The sequence below is a fragment of the Streptomyces geranii genome, from assembly GCF_002954775.1.
In the GTDB taxonomy this organism is placed as follows: domain Bacteria; phylum Actinomycetota; class Actinomycetes; order Streptomycetales; family Streptomycetaceae; genus Streptomyces; species Streptomyces geranii.
In genome coordinates this window covers 64,636-82,050 of record NZ_PJME01000032.1, presented here as the reverse complement: position 1 = coordinate 82,050, position 17,415 = coordinate 64,636, and the positions used below count along the sequence as shown (strand labels likewise).

The 17,415-nt window shown below is 72.6% G+C and carries 19 protein-coding genes; 5 read left to right on the top strand and 14 right to left on the bottom strand.

The window, feature by feature from the left end; all coding sequences use genetic code 11:
- Nucleotide 1: 1 nt before the first annotated feature.
- The 3 genes from CW359_RS30015 to CW359_RS30005 all read right to left on the bottom strand — a co-directional run bounded on the left by CW359_RS30015 (nt 2) and on the right by CW359_RS30005 (nt 2,367).
- Nucleotides 2-751, bottom strand: coding sequence for an SDR family NAD(P)-dependent oxidoreductase (locus CW359_RS30015; RefSeq protein WP_105973324.1), 750 nt, complete (start codon nt 749-751; stop codon nt 2-4).
- Between the two features lie 73 nt (nt 752-824).
- The gene (locus CW359_RS30010) at nt 825-1,877 is read right to left on the bottom strand and encodes a methyltransferase (protein ID WP_105973343.1); all 1,053 of its coding nucleotides are present in this window, start codon (nt 1,875-1,877) and stop codon (nt 825-827) included.
- 22 nt (nt 1,878-1,899) lie between these two features.
- Nucleotides 1,900-2,367, bottom strand: coding sequence for an anthrone oxygenase family protein (locus CW359_RS30005; RefSeq protein ID WP_232838668.1), 468 nt, complete (start codon nt 2,365-2,367; stop codon nt 1,900-1,902).
- A gap of 201 nt (nt 2,368-2,568) precedes the next feature.
- On the opposite strand from CW359_RS30005, the gene CW359_RS30000 reads away from it, so the two are divergent.
- Nucleotides 2,569-3,015, top strand: a complete 447-nt coding sequence (locus CW359_RS30000; protein ID WP_105973322.1) for an anthrone oxygenase family protein — start codon at nt 2,569-2,571, stop codon at nt 3,013-3,015.
- 70 nt (nt 3,016-3,085) lie between these two features.
- Nucleotides 3,086-3,826: a SchA/CurD-like domain-containing protein gene (locus CW359_RS29995; RefSeq protein ID WP_105973321.1), complete on the top strand. Its 741-nt coding sequence runs from the start codon at nt 3,086-3,088 to the stop codon at nt 3,824-3,826.
- 105 nt (nt 3,827-3,931) lie between these two features.
- On the opposite strand, the gene CW359_RS29990 is transcribed toward CW359_RS29995, so the two are convergent.
- The 10 genes from CW359_RS29990 to fabG form a co-directional block, all read right to left on the bottom strand.
- Nucleotides 3,932-4,366 carry an SCP2 sterol-binding domain-containing protein gene (locus tag CW359_RS29990; protein WP_105973320.1) on the bottom strand — a complete coding sequence of 145 codons (435 nt, stop codon included), beginning with the start codon at nt 4,364-4,366 and terminating at the stop codon, nt 3,932-3,934.
- Entirely contained in the window at nt 4,363-4,725 is a 363-nt protein-coding gene (locus CW359_RS29985) for an antibiotic biosynthesis monooxygenase family protein (protein WP_105973319.1), read from the bottom strand. The genes CW359_RS29990 and CW359_RS29985 overlap by 4 nt, the downstream gene beginning before the upstream one ends.
- Nucleotides 4,722-5,186: an SRPBCC family protein gene (locus CW359_RS29980; protein WP_105973318.1), complete on the bottom strand. Its 465-nt coding sequence runs from the start codon at nt 5,184-5,186 to the stop codon at nt 4,722-4,724. Before CW359_RS29980 ends, CW359_RS29985 begins: the two co-directional genes overlap by 4 nt.
- Nucleotide 5,187: 1 nt before the next feature.
- Nucleotides 5,188-5,439 carry an acyl carrier protein gene (locus CW359_RS29975; RefSeq protein ID WP_105973317.1) on the bottom strand — a complete coding sequence of 84 codons (252 nt, stop codon included), beginning with the start codon at nt 5,437-5,439 and terminating at the stop codon, nt 5,188-5,190.
- A 107-nt stretch (nt 5,440-5,546) separates the two neighbouring features.
- Nucleotides 5,547-6,758, bottom strand: a complete 1,212-nt coding sequence (locus CW359_RS29970) for a ketosynthase chain-length factor (protein ID WP_105973316.1) — start codon at nt 6,756-6,758, stop codon at nt 5,547-5,549.
- Nucleotides 6,755-8,020, bottom strand: a complete 1,266-nt coding sequence (locus CW359_RS29965) for a beta-ketoacyl-[acyl-carrier-protein] synthase family protein (RefSeq protein ID WP_105973315.1) — start codon at nt 8,018-8,020, stop codon at nt 6,755-6,757. The genes CW359_RS29970 and CW359_RS29965 overlap by 4 nt, the downstream gene beginning before the upstream one ends.
- A complete protein-coding gene (locus CW359_RS29960; RefSeq protein WP_105973314.1) occupies nt 8,017-8,442 on the bottom strand; it encodes a cupin domain-containing protein in 426 nt (141 codons plus the stop codon). Before CW359_RS29960 ends, CW359_RS29965 begins: the two co-directional genes overlap by 4 nt.
- 73 nt (nt 8,443-8,515) lie before the next feature.
- Nucleotides 8,516-8,836 carry a TcmI family type II polyketide cyclase gene (locus tag CW359_RS29955; RefSeq protein ID WP_105973313.1) on the bottom strand — a complete coding sequence of 107 codons (321 nt, stop codon included), beginning with the start codon at nt 8,834-8,836 and terminating at the stop codon, nt 8,516-8,518.
- A 133-nt stretch (nt 8,837-8,969) separates the two neighbouring features.
- Complete coding sequence (locus CW359_RS29950) at nt 8,970-10,481, bottom strand: peptide MFS transporter (protein ID WP_105973312.1); 1,512 nt, start codon at nt 10,479-10,481, stop codon at nt 8,970-8,972.
- Nucleotides 10,482-10,491: 10 nt separating this feature from the next.
- Entirely contained in the window at nt 10,492-11,235 is a 744-nt protein-coding gene (fabG, locus tag CW359_RS29945) for a 3-oxoacyl-ACP reductase FabG (protein WP_105973311.1), read from the bottom strand.
- 126 nt (nt 11,236-11,361) lie between these two features.
- Here fabG and CW359_RS29940 point away from each other — a divergent pair, with 126 nt between their 5' ends.
- Nucleotides 11,362-14,277 (top strand): multicopper oxidase family protein, encoded by a 2,916-nt coding sequence (locus CW359_RS29940; RefSeq protein ID WP_105973310.1) that lies wholly within the window; start codon nt 11,362-11,364, stop codon nt 14,275-14,277.
- Here the strand turns inward: CW359_RS29940 and CW359_RS29935 are convergent.
- Nucleotides 14,238-15,269 carry an acyltransferase domain-containing protein gene (locus tag CW359_RS29935; protein WP_105973342.1) on the bottom strand — a complete coding sequence of 344 codons (1,032 nt, stop codon included), beginning with the start codon at nt 15,267-15,269 and terminating at the stop codon, nt 14,238-14,240. The two genes, CW359_RS29940 and CW359_RS29935, sit on opposite strands and share 40 nt — an antisense overlap.
- Before the next feature lie 96 nt (nt 15,270-15,365).
- Between CW359_RS29935 and CW359_RS29930 the strand changes: the two genes are divergently transcribed.
- Together CW359_RS29930 and CW359_RS47635 are read left to right on the top strand one after the other, a co-directional pair.
- Entirely contained in the window at nt 15,366-16,994 is a 1,629-nt protein-coding gene (locus tag CW359_RS29930; protein WP_105973309.1) for an acyl-CoA carboxylase subunit beta, read from the top strand.
- Nucleotides 16,991-17,209 (top strand): acyl-CoA carboxylase epsilon subunit, encoded by a 219-nt coding sequence (locus tag CW359_RS47635; RefSeq protein WP_105973308.1) that lies wholly within the window; start codon nt 16,991-16,993, stop codon nt 17,207-17,209. The genes CW359_RS29930 and CW359_RS47635 overlap by 4 nt, the downstream gene beginning before the upstream one ends.
- The last annotated feature ends 206 nt before the right edge of the window (nt 17,210-17,415 follow it).

The following is a 17,415-nucleotide window of genomic DNA, read 5'->3' as shown; positions in this document are numbered from 1 at the left end:
CTCAGACACCACCGTCGACGTGCAGGGTCTCGCCGTTGACGTACGTGGACAGCTCGCTCGCCAGGAACAGCACGGCGCCGGCGATCTCCTCGGGGCGCCCGAACCGGCCGAGCGCCATCATGCGCAGGTAGCGCTCGTCGTAGGCGGCGCGCTGCTCGTCGGTCAGCTCGTCGGGCGCGGAGGTGTCGATGACGCCGGGGGCGACGACGTTGAACCGGATGCCCTTGCCGCCGAGTTCCTTGCACAGCGTGCGGGTCAGCCCGACCAGGCCCGCCTTGGAGGCGGTGTAGTGGCCCCGCAGCGGGATGCCCGCCATGGCGCCGCGCGAGCCGATGTTGATGACCGACGAGCCCTCGCGCAGCAGCGGCAGGGCCTTGCTGATCACCATGAACGGGCCGGTGAGGTTGGTGCTGATCACCCGCTCCCACTCCTCGAACGGCAGCTGGGCGAACGGGATCTGGCTGATCACGCCCGCGTTGTTGACCAGCACGTCCAGCGTCTCGAACCGCTCCCGGACCGTCGCGAGCAGCGTCTCGACGCCCTCGGCGGTGCCGACGTCGGCCCGGACCAGGGCGTGCTCGCCGCCGATCTCCTTCAGCTCGCGGGCGAGGCTGTCCACGGCCTCGCCCTCCTGCCGGTAGCAGGTCACCACCGAGGCGCCGGCGTTCGCGAGTGCCAGCACCACGGCCCGCCCTATGCCCCGGCTACCGCCGGTGACCAGCGCGTTCTTTCCCACCAGTCGAAGCTGCATGTCATTCTCCATGTCCTCGTTCTCGCGACCGTGGCCGCGCCGGGTTTGCCGTACGGGCGTGTGTTCCCTCTGTTCACCGGGCGGCCGGGACGGGGCGGCACTCCAGGACCGCCCAGCGCCCGGCGACCGGCTCGTTCACCAGCTCGAAGCCCGCTTCTGCGAGCAGTGCCCGCCACTGGGCCTCGCCGCGTTCCCGGCCGCCGAACCGGATGAGCATGTCCAGGTCGAGGAGCTTGCCGCGGTCCCACTCGTTGGCGGGCCCGACCAGGAACTCGCAGATGAGCAGGCGTCCTTCGGGGTTGCCCGCGAGGGCGTCGCGGATCCGGCGGAGGATCGCGGCGGCCCGTTCGTCGTCCCAGTCGTGCAGCACCGCCTTGAGCACGTACGCGTCCCGCCCGGCGGGCAGCTCGGCGAAGAAGTCGCCGGGCACCACCTCGACGCGGTCCGCGACCCCGGCCTCTTCGAGGAGCTTGGGCGCCTCCGCCACCACCGCCGGGCGGTCGACGAGCGTGCCGCGCACCCCGGTGTGGCGCCGGAGCACCTCGGAGAGGAACCAGCCGCGCCCGCCCCCGACGTCGGCGATCCGCTCGAAGCGGCCGAAGTCGAAGCTGTCGAGCAGCATGCGGGTGGTGGCCCGGCTCATCCCGGTCATCGCCCGGTCGAACAGGGCCCCCGCGCGCGGGTCCTGCTCCAGGTGCTCGAAGAAGCCGTGCCCGTACGCGGCCTCGAAGGCGGGCTCGCCGGTGCGCACGGTGTGCATCAGGGCGCCGTAGGACCGCCACAGCATGTCGTCGCCGTTGTACAGCACCATGTCCCGCTGGCTGCCCGGCACGTCGGAGCGCAGCACCTCGGCCATGTCGGTGAGCGCGTAGGTGCCGTCGGGCTGTTCGGCGAAGACCCCGAAGGCGGCGGCGACGCGCAGCACCCGCCCCAGCGAGTCCTCGTGGGTGCCGGTCCGTTCGGCGAGCGCGGCCACCGTGAGCGGGCCGTCGGCCAGTTCGTCGGCGACGCCCAGCTCGGCGACGACGTGCAGCACCCGGGATATCCGTTTGCCGTCGGTCAGCAGCAGCAGCCGTACGTGCGGCGGCAGCGCGGCGGTCAGCGCCGGGCCGACCACTCCGGTCATGGTGTCCACACCTTCTCCTAGGTCAGATGAGCACGGCGGCGGCGCCGACGTTCGCCAGCAGCGCGGCGACGGCGAGCGCGCCCCGGACGCGGTTCCAGCGGATCCAGCGCTCACGCGGGTCGAGGCGGTCGAAGTCGGCGGGCAGGTGCGCGGGATCGAGCGTCGACAGCCAGCGGTTGATCGGCACGTTCTTGGTGAGCGAGACCGTCATGGCCGCCGCGAGCAGCAGCGCCCCGAGGGCCGCGAGCAGCCGTACGGCGGTGCCGGGGCCGGTGGCGGTCAGGGCGAGGTCGCACAGCAGACAGCTCAGCAGCGACAGCGGCATGAACGGGTCGAAGCGGGTGACGAGACCCTTGTGCACGGGGACGTACATCCCGGTGGGCAGGGTGGTGAACAGCGGGGCGGCCAGCACGGAGATCGCGAGGCCGCCGGCCGCGAGACCGCCGGCGAGCAGCGCCGCGGGCATCAGTACCTGGACCGGCTCCACCACAGTCACCCTCCCGATCCGGTCGCCGCCCCTGTGCGGCGGACCGCTGCCCCGACTGTGGGAGGGCCAGGTCGAAGGGGACTCGAAGACGGCTCGACAGGGCGGGCGCGGGAGCGCGGGCACCGCCGTCGAGCACCCCTCCACAGCGAATCGAGCAGGTGGGGGCAGGGTGACCGGTACATCCACCACGGACCGGGAGTCGTGATGCTCAAGGAAGTACTGACCGGGGTCGTGCTGATCGGAACAGGAACCGTCACGGGCATCTTCGTGGCGGTTCTGGTCAGTGTGGCCCCCGCCATGTCGGTCATGAACCGCGCCGACTACCTGCGGGCCCACGCCCTGCTGGGCAAGGGCTACCACCCGCTGATGCCGATCCTCGTCAACGTCGTGACCCTGAGCGGGTTCGCCCTCGGCGTGCTCGCCGACGGGCCGGGCCAGGTGCTGTTCCCGGCCGCGTCGGTGCTGCTCATCGGGGTACAGGCCGTCTCGCACCTCGGCAACGTGCCGATCAACCGCTCGCTGGCCGGGCTCGCCTCGGACGGACCCTGGCAGGACCCCCGTCCGCTGTGGCGGGCCTGGCACCGGCTGCGTACGGCACTGGCCGGGCTCGCCCTGGCCAGCGTCACCGTGGCGGCACTCGCGACCCCCTGAAACACCGGCAACCCGCAACTCCCTGAAGGCCGTCGGCGCTCCGCGAGCGCCGCCGAGGAGGAGAGACCCCATGCCACTGAACGCCATCACCTACCGCGTCCGTCCCGGCCACGAGGACGAGCTGACGGAGGTCTTCGCACCGCACAACTTCACCCGGGTCGACTCGCCCGTGATCAAGGACGCCTCCGGCGAGACGGCCGGGATGCTGCTCGGCACCGGTCTGTTCGTCCAGGGGGAGACCCTGATGCGGGTGATCCACCACGACGGCGTGTCCGCCGACCGGATCGCCCGGCACATGTCGGTGCAGAACGGGGTGCACGAGGCCGAGCGGGCGATCCTGCCGTATCTGGCCGAGCCCCGCGACACGGAGACCCCCGAGGGGTTCCGGCGGCACTTCCATCACAGTTTCATGACCGTGCTTGAGCAGCACAGCCCGGACGAGCGGCCCGCGGCCGGCACGGTCGCGCTGCGGTATCCGCTGCGCCGGGGCGCGGGCGCGGAGCTGGCCGCCACCCGCGCCACCGCCAACCTCCGGGCGACGCTGCTGCTGTCGCCGGAGCATCCGACGATCGTGCGCACCGCGCTGTTCCTGCACGAGGACACCCTGGTCCGTGTCGTCCAGTACGACGGCCACCCGTACGACGTCGTGGGCTATCTGACGGAACGCTGTTTCGGCACGGCGGCCGAGACATGGCTTGAGCCGTATCTGCTGGACGCCGTCCGGCCCGCCCACCCGGACTCGTATCTCGCCCTCGTGCACGAGCAGGCCATGCTGTCGATCGCGCACATGTCGGTGCTGGGCGTCGACTGACGGCAGCCCTTCCCCCGTACGGAACGGAAACCGCCGCCGGGCGCTGGTCCCGGCGGCGGTTTCCGTGTCTGACGTGCTCGGTGCGGGTGGCTCGGTGCGGGTGTCTCAGTCCTCGGGGTGGTCGAACCACTCGCCGAGCTTGGTGCCCATCAGCGGGCTGCCGCGCAGCTTCAGCTTGCCCGTCAGGAAGGCCTTGGCGCCGGGCAGCTTGCCGACGCCCATCGCCAGCATGTCGGGGAACTTGATCCCGATGGTGATGTCGGGGTTCTCGTGCCGGCCCTTGTCGGTCCGGCAGGTGCCGGCGTCGACCTGCACGTAGTGCAGCTTGGGGCCCTCGCCGGAGGCGATCTCGAACTGGAAGACGCCGCCCTGGCCCTTGGCCTTCTCCGGGTTGAACTCCGACACCAGCAGCTCGAAGATCAGCGTCAGCGCGCCGTCCAGGCCGCCCTCCCGCCCGGCCACCACGGCCTCCAGCTCCTTGGTCGGCACCGACTCGACCAGCTCGATCAGCTCGGTCACCTGTTCCGCTTGCGTACTCATCGGTTCCTCCTTGGTCCCTGGGCCTCGGCCGGGGCGGCCGGTGACAGTTCGTGGAGCGGTTCGAGCAGCCGCATCTCGCCGCCCTCCCGCAGCGGCCAGAGCACCTTGAGATAGGCCTGCTGGCCGTCGCTGCGTTCGAAGGCCCGGAAGGACGGTTCGTCCGTCCAGTCCGTCAGTACGGTGTAGCTGCCGGGCTCGGCGGTGTCGCGCAGGAGCTGCTGGCCGTGGTTGTCGGGGAACCGGCGTACGGTCTCGGCGTGGCCGCGCCACAGCTCCTCGAACGCGGCCTCCTGCCCCGGGGTGATCCGGATCCGCAGCAGGACCCGGAGTCCGGCCGCCGTCGGCGCCGAAGCGGTCACGAGCGCACCGCCGCCCGCGCGGCGGCCTCCTCCACCAGCCCCTTGATCCGGGCCATCTCCCGGCGGGTGTTGGTGTTGAGCCGCTCGGTCATCTCCGCGTCGCCGAACGGCAGTCCGGCGCGGACGGCGAACTCCTGGCGCCAGCGCATCGCCACCCCGCCGTCGGTCGCGGTGTAGGTCCAGTGGATGTCCATGTGCTCGAAGGGGCCGGTCTCGATCCGCCGGGCCCGTACGGTCCTGGTCTCCGGGTCGGGGGTGCGCTCGGAGACCCAGCTCCAGACGGCGCCGTTCTCGTCCGGGTGCAGGGTGAGCCGGAACCGTACGGTGGCTCCGTCGCGGTCGAGGATCTCGGCGGCAGCGTACTCGGAGAACAGCTCGGGCCAGGTCTCGACGTCGTTCGTCATCGCCCAGAGCAGGTCCATGGGCGCGTCGACGACCACGGTGTTGTCGGTCTGCGCCATGTCAGACCGCCGCGAGGCTGGCGTTGACGTAGTCGATGACGGCCTGGGGCGACTGCATGCCCTCGATGGCCTCGTCCGGTATCTGCAGGCTGTACTCGCGCTGGATCTGGCTGGCGATCTCCAGCACGGCGAGCGAGTCGTAGCCGATGTCGGTGAAGGCGGCGTCGAGCTTGTCCGGGGTGAGGTCGTCGACGTCACCGGTGCACCGGCTCATGACCGCCTTGAGGTCGTCGAAGGTCATGTTGGCACTCATGGGGTTCCTCCAATGGGAAACGTGACATGCGATGGACGGCAGAGAAGAAGAGGGGAGAAGAAGAGGCGAGGCGAAGAAGCGTTGAAGCGGGGAAACGGAGCGGCCGGTCAGACGGCCCGCAGCACGACGGCCGCGTTGAAGCCGCCGTAGCCGCGGCTGAGCACCAGCGCGGTGCGCAGCCGGGTCTCGCGGGGCCGGTCGACGACCAGGTCGAGCCGGTGCTCGGGGTCGGGGCGGACGTTGACCGACGGCGGGATCACCTGGTCGCGCAGCGCGAGCGCGGCGGCGGCCACGTCGAGTGCCGCCCCGCCCGCGTAGAGCCGGCCGGTCATGGTCTTGGGGACCGTCACCGGGACCGCCTCCGGGCCGAACACGGCGGCGAGGGCCTCGGCCTCCTGCCGGTCCAGCTCGGGTACGCCGTACCCGTCGGCGAACACCACGTCGACGTCCTCGGGCGCCAGCGAGGCGTCGGCCAGGGCGAGTTCGACGGCCCGGCGCAGGCCGGGCGGGCGGCCGGAGCCGGGGCGCGGGTCGAAGGTGGCGGCGTAGCCGGAGACCTCGGCGTAGATCCGCTCCACGCCGCGGGCGCGGGCGTCCTCGCGGCTCTCCACCACGAAGATCGCACCGCCCTCCCCCGGTACGTAGCCGCTCGCGCCGGAGTCGAAGGGCACGTACGCCCGCTCGGGCCGGTGCTCCTCGCTGAGCCGTCCGTTGGAGAGCTGGCAGACCAGCCCGTACGGGGACAGCGAGGCGTCGGTGCCGCCGGACAGCACCAGCCGGGTGCCCTTGGCGAGGACCCGCCGGGTCTGCGCCAGGGCGTCCAGACCGCCGGCCTGCTCCGAGCACAGCACTCCGCAGGGGCCGCGCATGCCGTGCCTGATGGACAGCTGCCCGGTGGTCGCCGCGTAGAACCAGGCGATGGACATGTACGCGCCTACGGCCTGCGGTCCCTCGCTGTACAGCTTCTGCAGCTCGCGCTGGCCGAACTCGACGCCGCCCGAGGAGTTGGCGGTGATGACCGCCATGTCCAGGTCGGCGAAGTCGTCCGGGACGACGGCCGCGTCGGCCAGCGCCTCGTTGGTCGCGGCGAAGGCGTACTGGGTCATGGCGTCGGTCTCGCTGACCAGGCGCTGCGGCGCGTGGGCGGCCGGGTCGAATTTGGTGGCCTCGCCCGCGACCCGCACCGGGTAGCGCTCCGGGTCGAAGCGGCTGATCCGGCCGAGGCCCGACGTGCCGTCGAGGGTCGCCCGCCACCATGCCTCGCGGTCCTGGCCGTTGGGCGCGACCACGCCAAGACCGGTGATGACGGGGGCGCTCACGTGATCCTCCTCGGGGAGGTGAGGACGACCGCGCTCTGGAAGCCGCCGAAGCCGCTGCCGACGCTGAGGACGACGTCCAGTTCGGCCTCGCGCGCGGTGCCCGGCACGTAGTCCAGGTCGCACTCGGGGTCGCGTTCCTCGTAGTTGGCGGTGGGCGGGATGGCGCCCCGGTCGATGGCGAGGGCGCTGGCCGCGATCTCGATCGAGCCGATGGAGCCGAGCGAGTGCCCGACCATCGACTTGATGGAGCTGACGGGGACGCGGTAGGCGTGCTCGCCGAGGCTGCGCTTGTACGCGGCCGTCTCGTGCCGGTCGTTCTGCTTGGTGCCGCTGCCGTGGGCGTTGGCGTAGTCGATCTCGTCGGGGTTGATCCGGGCCTCGTCGAGCGCGGCGGTGATCGCCTCGCCCATCTCGCGGCCGTCGGGCCTCAGGCCGGTCATGTGGTAGCCGTTCGCGCGGGCCGCGTAGCCCACGACCTCGCAGTAGATCCGGGCGCCCCGGCGGCGGGCGTGCTCCAGCTCCTCGATCACGAACACCGCGGAGCCCTCGCCGAGGACCAGCCCGTTGCGCCGCCGGTCGAACGGGCGGCAGGCGTGCTCCGGGTCGTCGTTGCTGGTGGAGGAGGCGCGCAGGGTGTCGAAGCAGGACACGGTGACGGGGTAGATGGGCGCGTCGGTGGCACCGGCGACCATCACGTCCACCGAGCCCTCCCGGATCAGGTCGACGGCGTACCCGACCGCGTCGATCCCGGCGCAGCAGCCGGAGCTGACGACGGTCGCCGGGCCCTCGGCGCCGGATGCCCAGGCCACCTCGGTCGCCAGCGAGCTGGACATCACGTACGAGTACAGGTGGGGCTTCATGTAGCCCTGGTCGACCAGCCACTGGCGGCCGTTGTCGCTGACGGTGCGGTACTCCTGCTCCATGGAGATGGCGTTGCCGACGCCGTTGCCGACGCTCACGCCGATCCGGTGCGGGTCCTCCGCGTCCATGTCGAGTCCGCTGTCGGCCATCGCCTCCCGGGCGGCGACCAGGGCGAACTGGCCGGCCCGGTCGGTGCGCCGGATCTCCTGGTACGACAGTCCGGCCAGCTCGGGGTCGAAGTCGCACTCGGCGCCGATCCGGCTGCGGAAGGGGGTCGGGTCGAAGAGCGTGATGCGCCGGGTCGCGGTCTTCCCCTTGACGATCATCTCCCAGAACGCCTCCCGGCCCGGCTGCCCGGGGGCGACGACCCCGATGCCGGTGATCACCGCGCGCCCGGTCATTCGACGCCCCCCACTTCGGGCAGCGTGCCCTCGCCGGGCAGCGGTTCGCAGTCGACGTGGCCGAGTTCGGGGCGCGGGGCGAGCGGGCTGAGGAAGAAGGAGACGAACGCCTGCTCGTCGAAGGGGTTCTCGATGCGGTGCCGCACCCCGATCGGGACCATGAAGGACTCGCCGGGCTCCAGCACCAGCTCCCGGCCGTCGACGCGCAGCAGCAGCCGGCCGCGGATGGCGTAGAAGAACTCCTCGGAGTACTCGTGGTAGTGCTCGGAGACGAACTCGCCGGGCTCCAGGGTGCCCACGCCCATGAACCCCGAGGTCGCTCCGCAGGTCTTGGGGCTGAGCAGGACACGCAGGTCGCCGCCGCGCTTGCGGTTGGGCGGTACGTCGTCGATGGCGACCTTGATGAGGTCGGTGGTCTGCATAGGTGCTCCAGGTGGGGACGGGGGCCCGGGTCGTCCGGGGAGGGCGGGCCGGGGTGCGGCGGACGTCTCGGGCTCAGGGGGTCCAGGTGTAGAAGGACTCGGCCATCGAGTCCTTGGGCTCGCGCCAGGACGGGGAGTACGGCGTCATGAACTCCTGGAGCCGGGTGTTGATGTCCTCGTACAGCGGGTGGGTGCGGGCCCGGTAGAGGTCGCCGTTGATGGGCTGCTCCGCCTCCACGAGGTGGAAGTAGAGGCCGTGGAAACGGAACAGGGTGCGGCGCTGGACGCCGATCATGTGGGGCAGCTCGGTCGCGTCGGACTCGGCGAAGAGCGCGGCGACCTTCTCGGCGTCGTCGTGGTCCATCCGCGCGACGATGAGCGTGCGATGTGCCATGGGGACTCCTATCGGGTTGTCGCCCGCGGGCGGTGGGGCCGCCCGGGCTTCCGGCCGGTCCGTGAGCGGTTCGGACCTGCCGCTTTCGATGCTGGACGGGATTGCTTGAGGCCCCGTCCAGGGCAACTCGACGTCAGATTTGAGCCGTTCTGCGGCGTGTCTCGCGGAAGAGGAACAGCGCGGTGACCACGGCGGCGGTCGAGAAGGCCGCCAGGTACGTCCACAGCGGCACCACGCCCACCAGGTGCGAGAGCTGGCCGCCGAGTCCGGCGCCCAGCGCGGCCCCCAGGTAGAAGAGGCCCATCATGCGGCTGCCGTGCCCCTCCGGCGCGCTCTCCGCCGTGGTGCTGAGCCCGACCGGCCCGAAGACCAGTTCGCCGCAGGTCATGCACAGGAAGGCGCCCAGCAGCCAGAGCGCGGAGACCGGGACACCGCCGTCACCGGCGAACCGGGCACCGGCCGCGAGCACGGCGAAGCCGCCCGCCGCGCACAGCAGCCCGGCGGCGAACTTCCGTACCGTGTCCGTCCCGGCCGCCAGGCGCAGCCAGAGCCAGGCGAAGAGCGGGGCGAGCAGCAGCAGGAACAGCGGGTGCGCGGACTGGAACCAGCTCGCCGGGACCGTGAACCCGGCGATGTCCCGGTCGGTGTGCTCGCGTGCGAACAGGCTGAAGACCGAGCCGAGTTGGCCGTACATCGCCCAGAACAGCACCGACGGCACGAAGATCCTGCGGTAGCCGCGGATGCGTTCGCGCTCGGCCGCGTCCAGCTCCGCCCCTCGCAGCAGCCGCCGGAAGTACCAGACGGGCGCCACCAGCGAGGCCAGCCCGCACAGTGCGAGCACCGGCCGCAGCGGCAGCCCGCCGGCCAGGACGACCCCGGTGACCAGCACCACCACCCCGGCCAGCGCCGCCCAGGCGCCGCGCACCAGGCGGCGCAGCGCGTCGGGCGGCAGCGGACGGGACGGGCCGGTACGGGCACCGCGCAGGGTCGGCGCCCCGTGCAGGTACTGCAGGACGCCGAAGACCATGCCGACGCCGGCGGCGCCGAAGCCGAGATGCCAGTTGACGCGTTCGCCCAGCGCACCGGTGACCAACGGTCCGACGAGCGCGCTGACCTGGACGCTCATGTAGAAGACGGAGAACGCCGCCTGCCGCTGGGCGCTGCCCGCCCCCGGGTTCATCTGGTCGAACATCACGGGCAGGTTGGGCTTCAGCAGGCCGGTGCCGCAGGCGACCAGCAGCAGGCCCAGATAGAAGGTGGTGCGGGCGGGTACGGCCATACAGGCGTGCCCGGCCGCGATGACGAGGGCCCCGCTCAGCATCGCCCGGTGGGTGCCGAGCACCCGGTCGCCGAGCCAGCCGCCGGGCATGGCGGCGAGGAACGACGCGGAGATGTAGAGCCCGAAGAGGGCACCGGCGGTGCCGTCCGCGAGCCCGAGCCCGCCCTCGGCCTCCGGCGCGGTGGCGTAGAGGAAGAGCAGGGCCTGCATGCCGTAGAAGCTGAAGCGCTCCCACATGTCGGTCATGAACAGGGTGCTGAACCAGCGCTCGCGGAACAGGGCGCGGACGGGGCGGGTGCCGGGGTCCGGGGCGGGAGCCTTGATATTCGACGAGGTGTTCGGTGAGGTGTTCTGTGAGGTGGTCATCCCGTCGCTCTCACAGGGAGATCCCGCCGTCGATCCGCACGACCTGTCCGGTGATGTAGTCGGCGGCGTCGGAGAGCAGGAAGGCGACGAGTTCGGCGACGGCCTCGGGGGTGCCGAAGCGGCCCATCGCGACCTTGCCGAGGGCTGCCTGGCGGGCCTTGGCCGTCATGCCGTCGAGCATGTCGGTGTCGATGAAGCCGGGCGCCACGGCGTTGACCCGCACCCCGTAGGGGGCGACCTCCTTGGCCAGGGCGCGGGTGAGGCCGTTCAGTCCCGCCTTGGCGGTGGCGTAGTTGGTCTGCCCGGGGTTGCCGAACACGCCGATCACGGACGAGACGTTGACGACCGCGCCCGCCCTGCGGCTGATCAGGCCGCGCAGCACCGCGCGGCACAGGTGGAAGGCACCGTCCAGGCTGGTGCCGACCACCGAGTGCCAGTCCCCCTCGGACATCAGGGCCATCGGGCGGTCCCGCAGGATCCCGGCGGAGTTGACCACCGCGTACGGCGGCAGGCCGAGCTTCTCCTCGGCCTCGTCGACGAAGGCGCGGACCGCCTCGGCGTCCGTGACGTCGCAGACGACGTGGTGGACGGCGGCGCCGGTCTCCGCGACGAGCCGGGTGGTCTCCAGGGCGGCCTCGTCGGCGGAACGGGAGCAGAACCCGATGTCGTAGCCCGCCCCGGCGAGCCGCACCGCGATGGCACGCCCGATGCCCCGCGACCCGCCGGTCACCAACGCGCAACGTCTCTCGGTCATGACATGACCCTCCTGTGAATGGGTTACCGACCGGCTCTGCCCGGACCGCCGAAGGCATCGACGGCGTCGAAAGCATCGGCGGAGGGACTCAAGGCAGCCTCGAAGAGCACCCGGCACGCTGCACGCATGGTGGAGAACCTCTTCGAACAGAACCTGCTCTGGGCCGTACTGACGGCGCTCTTCTGGGCGTTCGCGTCCCGCGGCGCCCGCCGCCTGCCGACCCGCCCCACACCCCGCTCACTCGGCCGCCGGGCCCGCCTGGGCCTGATCCTGCTGACCGTGTCCCTGCTGGTACTGGCGCTGCGGGTAGCGCTGGCGGTAGCCCTGGCGACCACGGCAGGCTGGCCGGCGGCAACCGACTTCGTCCTGTTCGCGGCCGTCCCCCTCACCCTGACGGGCACAGCGGTCGCGGCCTTCACGGTGCCGGCGTATTGGCGGCTGCTCAGGCAGACGCCGACCACCCCCACGTACCGGCGACTGCTCCGTCAGACGCCGGCCACCACCACGGTGCCGACGTACCGGCGACTGCTCCGGCACGCACCGGCCACCCCCGGCGAAGGCGGCGCCGCGATCCGGCCCGCCGCAGGCCAGACGCCGTCGACCCACTCCGGCACGGCCGGGCCGTACCCGCCACCGACGGCTCCGGCCGGGCACGGCAACGCCGGTACGGCCACGGACACGGGCGCACCGGCGACCTCTCCGGGGGTCCGGCTCGCCGCGGTCTCCACTCCGCCGGGGACGCAGCTCACCACCACCGCCACCGCACCGCCCCGGCCGGCGACACCGACTCCGGACGGCGAGGCGAACGGCAGCTCGGCGACAGACCCGGGTGAACCGGCGGCCACCCCAGGGCTCCGGCTCGCCGCAGTCTCCACTCCGCCGGGACCGCCCGCCCACCGGGAGAACGGCGGCCCCGGAACGGAACCAGGCAGGCCACCCGTCCCACCGGGACCGCAGACCATCACCACCACCGCACCACCCCTCCCAGCGACACCGGACGGCAACGCGAACGGCAGCGCGGCCACAGACCCAGGCGCACCGGCGACCTCCCCAGGGCTCCGGCTCGCCGGGATCTCCACCCCGCCGGGACCGCAGCTCACCACCACCGCACCACCCCGGCCGGCAGTACCGGCACCGGCCGGCGAGGCGAACGGCAACGCGGCCACAGACCCAGGCGTCCCCACGGATCTGCGGCTCGCCGCCGCTTCCTGGCGGGTCGTCGTGCCCGTACGCGTCTGCTTCCTGGCCTCGCTGCTCGCGGGCGGGCTCACGCTGCATCCGCCGGCCCCGCCCTACGGCGGGCTCCTCCTCCTCGAACTGGTGCTGCTCGTTCTCGCCGCCTCGGGGCTGGTGCTCCGGCAGCAGCGGTGGCGGGCCGTGGTGGGAGCGCCCGGCTGGCGGCGGCCGTCGCGGGCGCGGCGGCTGGTGCGCGGCACGGCCACGGTGACCGCCTTCGCCGTCCTCGTCACGGGCGGCTGGGCCCTCGCCGCCGAGCGCAGCCGACTGCCGGAGAGCGTCGGCCAGGACCACCACGCGCACACGTACGACACCGGCGGCGGCCCGGCGGCCGGACAGGCGCCGGCGCGTGATCTCACCGCCCTCACCGGCCCCCGTACCGGCACCCCCGACCGCAGCTTCACCCTCACCGCGTCCGCCCGCACGATGCGCCTCGCGTCGGGCGAGCAGGTCGCCGCCCTCGCCTTCAACGGGCAGCTTCCCGGACCCGAACTCCGCGTGCGCGAGGGCGAGTTGGTCGAGGTCGTCCTCGTCAACCGGGACGTCCGCGCCGGAGTCACCCTGCACTGGCACGGCGTCGACGTCCCGGCCGCCGAGGACGGCGTGGCGGGCGTGACACAGGACGCCGTACGTCCCGGCGAACGGCATGTGTACCGGTTCCGGCCGCCCCGCGCGGGCACCTTCTGGTACCACGCGCACCAGCAGTCCAGCACGGCCGTCGCGCGCGGCCTCTTCGGCGCCCTGGTCGTGGAGGAGCCCGGCGCGGACGCCACGGGCGTGGACCGTACCGTCGTCGCCCACGCCTGGAGCGTCGAGGGCGCGAAGGGCGCTGCCACCGGCGGGCGCCCCGGCGGCGGGGGCGCGCTCAGCGGGCAGAACGGCATCGGGGGCCTCCTGCGCACCGCCTTCGGCGACGACACCCGGCTGCGGCGCGAGCGGGTCCCGGCCGGCACCCCGGTCAGGCTGCGCCTGGTGAACGCCGACAACTGCCCCCGCACCTACTCACTCGCCGGTACGGCCTTCCGGGTCGCCGCGATCGACGGCAACGACGTGTCGGGCCCCACCGAACTGCGCGGCACCCGGCTGCGGATCGCGGGCGGCGGCCGGTACGACGTGACGTTCCGCCAGCCCGACGGCCCCGTCCACCTGACCGTGGTCGGCGACGCCAACGCCACCAGCGCCAGCCACGGCACCGAGGGCTGCGGCGAGGACGGCGCCTACGGCGCGGGCCAGGTGGAGACGGCGTCCCTGCTGCTCGACCCCACCGGCACCGCCGACCCGCCGCCCACCGCCACGGGCCCGCTCTTCGACCCGCTGGACTACGGCTCCCGTACGGCTGCCACACCCGTCCCCTTCGCCCCCGGCACCCGCTACGACCGCGACTTCCACCTCGTCCTGGGCAACAGCCTGGGCTTCTACGACGGCCGCCCCATGGTGCTGTGGACCGTCAACAACGCCGTCTACCCGGACATCCCGGCCCTGCTGGTCCGCGACGGCGACCTGGTCCGGGTCTCCTTCGTCAACCGCAGCCTCGACGACCACCCCATGCACCTGCACGGCCATCGCATGCTCGTCCTGTCCCGGAACGGGCAGGAGGCGACCGGCAGTCCCTGGTGGACCGACACCCTGAACATCGCGCCCGGCGAACGGTTCGAGGTCGCCTTCCGCGCCGACAACCCCGGCCTGTGGATGGACCACTGCCACAACCTGGACCACGCCCGCGACGGCATGGTCCTGCACCTGGCCTACGACGGCGTCACCACGCCCTACGAGGCGGGCAGTTCCACCGGCAACCTGCCCGAGTGACCCACCGCCACACCCGCCTGTCGGCACAGCAGTTCGCGCGCCGCACCGACCGTACGCCGATCCTCCTCGGGCCCCAGGGCCCGGGGAGGCAGCGTGGCGACGACCGCGCTGCGGCCCGAGCGCACGGCCCGGTGCCCCCGGGCGATGACCGCCAGACTCTGCGCCGGCCCGGCCTCGACGAGCAGCCGGTCCCCGTCCGCCAGCACCCGCTCCAGCGTCGGCCAGAACAGCACGGGCGCGGTCGGCTGCCCGGCCCAGAACGCGGCGCTGGTCGCCTCCCGCGCGCCGAGCGGACGGGTGGTGTAGGCCGAATACAGCGGCGTACGGGGCGGGGCGAGCGGCAGCTCCCGTACGAGCGCCTCGGTCTCGGCGACCAGCGGCGCCAGTGCCGGGCTGTGGTAGGGGGTGCGGGTGGCGAGCCGCCGGAAGGTCCTGCCGTCCGCGGTCAGCCCGCGCGCCACGGCCTCCAGTGGGCCCGCCGGACCCGAGAGGACGGTGTGCCGGGGCGCGTTCACCGCGCCCACCACGACCCCGGACCCCAGGTATCCGGTGAGTTCCTCGCGGGCCGCGGCGACCGCGAGCATCCCGCCCGCCGGTGTGGTCCGCTGCCGCCGGACCCGCTCCCACAGCAGCCGGACCGCGTCGTCCAGCCGGAAGACCCCGGCGAGCACGGCGGCGGCGAACTCGCCCATGCTGTGCCCGAGATACGCCGCCGGCCGCACCCCCCAGCTCTCGACCAGCCGACCCATCGCGTAGTCCACGGCGAACAGCAGGGGCGCGGAGCGGCTGTCGGCCTCCATCGGCACGACGGGCCGCTCGGCAAGCCAGTCGGCCCTGGCCGCCTCGCCGTCCGCGCCGAGCCGGGCCAGGACGGAGTCGACCGCGTCGGTGAACACGGCTTCGTGGCCGTAGAGCCCGGCCGCCATCTGCGGGTGCTGCGCTCCTGTCCCCGGGAACATCAGGACGACGGAACGGCGGTGAGGTTCAGTCATGGTGCCAGGCTGGACGGCCCGGATCGAGCCGCTCTCCACCGGCTCTCGCGCGACCCGTCGAGCCTGCCTTGAGCGCCCGGGCGCACGCTGCACGACATGAGCGTTGTCGACGAAACGACCTCGGCGCCGGTGACCCCCCGGAGCACGGCGGACACGGCCGCCCCTGGTGGCGGCGGCCATCTGCGCGACCGCGTCACGGAACTCGCCGAACTGACCGAGACCCTACGGCGCGGCCCGAGCGAACGGGCCACCGAGGCCCAGCACGCCAAGGGCAAACTGACCGCCCGCGAACGCCTGGAACTCCTCTTCGACGCGGACACGTTCGCCGAGATCGAGGAGCTGCGCAGGCACCGCGCCACCGGCTTCGGCCTGGAGGACCGGCGCCCGCACACGGACGGCGTCGTCACGGGCTGGGGCCTGGTGGACGGCCGTACGGTGTTCGCGTACGCCCACGACTTCCGCATCTTCGGCGGTGCCCTCGGCGAGGCGCACGCGCAGAAGATCCACAAGCTGATGGACCTGGCCGAGAGCGCGGGCGCCCCGATCGTGGGCCTGTGCGACGGCGCGGGCGCCCGGATCCAGGAGGGGGTCACCGCCCTCGCGGGCTACGGCGGCATCTTCACCCGGAACGTGCGCAGTTCGGGGGTGATCCCGCAGATCAGCGTGATCCTGGGACCCTGCGCGGGCGGCGCCGCCTACTCCCCCGCGCTGACCGACTTCGTGTTCATGGTGCGCGGCACCGGCCAGATGTTCATCACGGGCCCGGACGTAGTCCAGGCGGTCACGGGCGAGGCGGTGACACACGAGACCCTGGGCGGCGCGGACACCCACGCCACACTCTCCGGCGTGGCGCACTTCGCGTACGACGACGAGAGGTCGTGCCTGGAGGACGTACGCCACCTCCTGTCCCTCCTCCCCTCGAACAACCGCGAACTCCCCCCGCCCCAGCCCACGTCCGACCCACCGGACCGCCCCGGCGAAGCACTGTTGGACCTGGTCCCGGCGGACCCGGGCCGGGCGTACGACATGCGGGCGGTGATCGCCGAGATCACCGACGACGGCGACTTCTTCGAGATCCAGGAGGACTGGGCGACCAACGTCGTGTGCGCGCTGGCCAGACTGGCCGGCCAGGTGGTGGGCATCGTGGCCAACCAGCCCGCGTCGTTCGCCGGCGTACTGGACATCCACGCCTCGGAAAAGGCCGCCCGTTTCGTCCAGACCTGCGACGCCTTCAACATCCCGCTCGTCACCCTGGTAGACGTCCCCGGCTTCCTCCCCGGCGTCGACCAGGAACACGGCGGCATCATCCGCCACGGCGCGAAACTCCTCTACGCCTACTGCAACGCCACGGTCCCCCGCGTCCAGCTGATCCTGCGCAAGGCGTACGGCGGCGCGTACATCGTGATGGACTCCCGCTCCATCGGCACGGACGTCTCACTGGCCTGGCCGAGCAACGAGATCGCGGTGATGGGAGCGGAGGGGGCGGCGAACATCGTCTTCCGCCGAGAGATCGCCGCGGCGACGGACCCGGAGGCGACGCGCGCCCGCCTGGTGAAGGAGTACCGCACGGAACTGATGCACCCCTACTACGCGGCCGAACGCGGCCTGGTCGACAGCGTGATCGACCCGACCGAGACCCGTTCCCGCCTGATCGGAGCCCTGTCAATGCTCCGAGCCAAACACGCCCCCCTCCCGTCCCGCAAACACGGAAACCAACCGCAGTGACTCCGGCGACGGTACGAGTGCTCCGCGGAACGCCGGGGGCAGAGGAACTGGCCGCACTGCTACTGGCCCTGCACGCCGTGACCACCTCCACCCCCACCCCGCCCAAGGGGCCGCCGCCCCCTTCGGCGGCCCCTTGGGCCCGCGCGGGCGTGCCGCTGAGGGGGCCGGTTCCGGCTTGGTCCGGGGGGTGGGGGGTGGCTTGGCAGGGTGGGTAGGAAGTCGCTCTGCCCCACCTGTCGGCGAGCGCCCCGACAGCCACCCTGTCCGTACCCGCCCTGTCCGTACCCGCCCTGTCCGTACCCGCCCTGTCCGTACCCGCCCTGTTCAACGGACCTCGGCGGGTCGGCCGTGCGAAGGCTGGGGATGCCTTCAGACGAACGCCATAGGCACCCCGACCGCTGTCAGTTCACCCGAGGGCGAA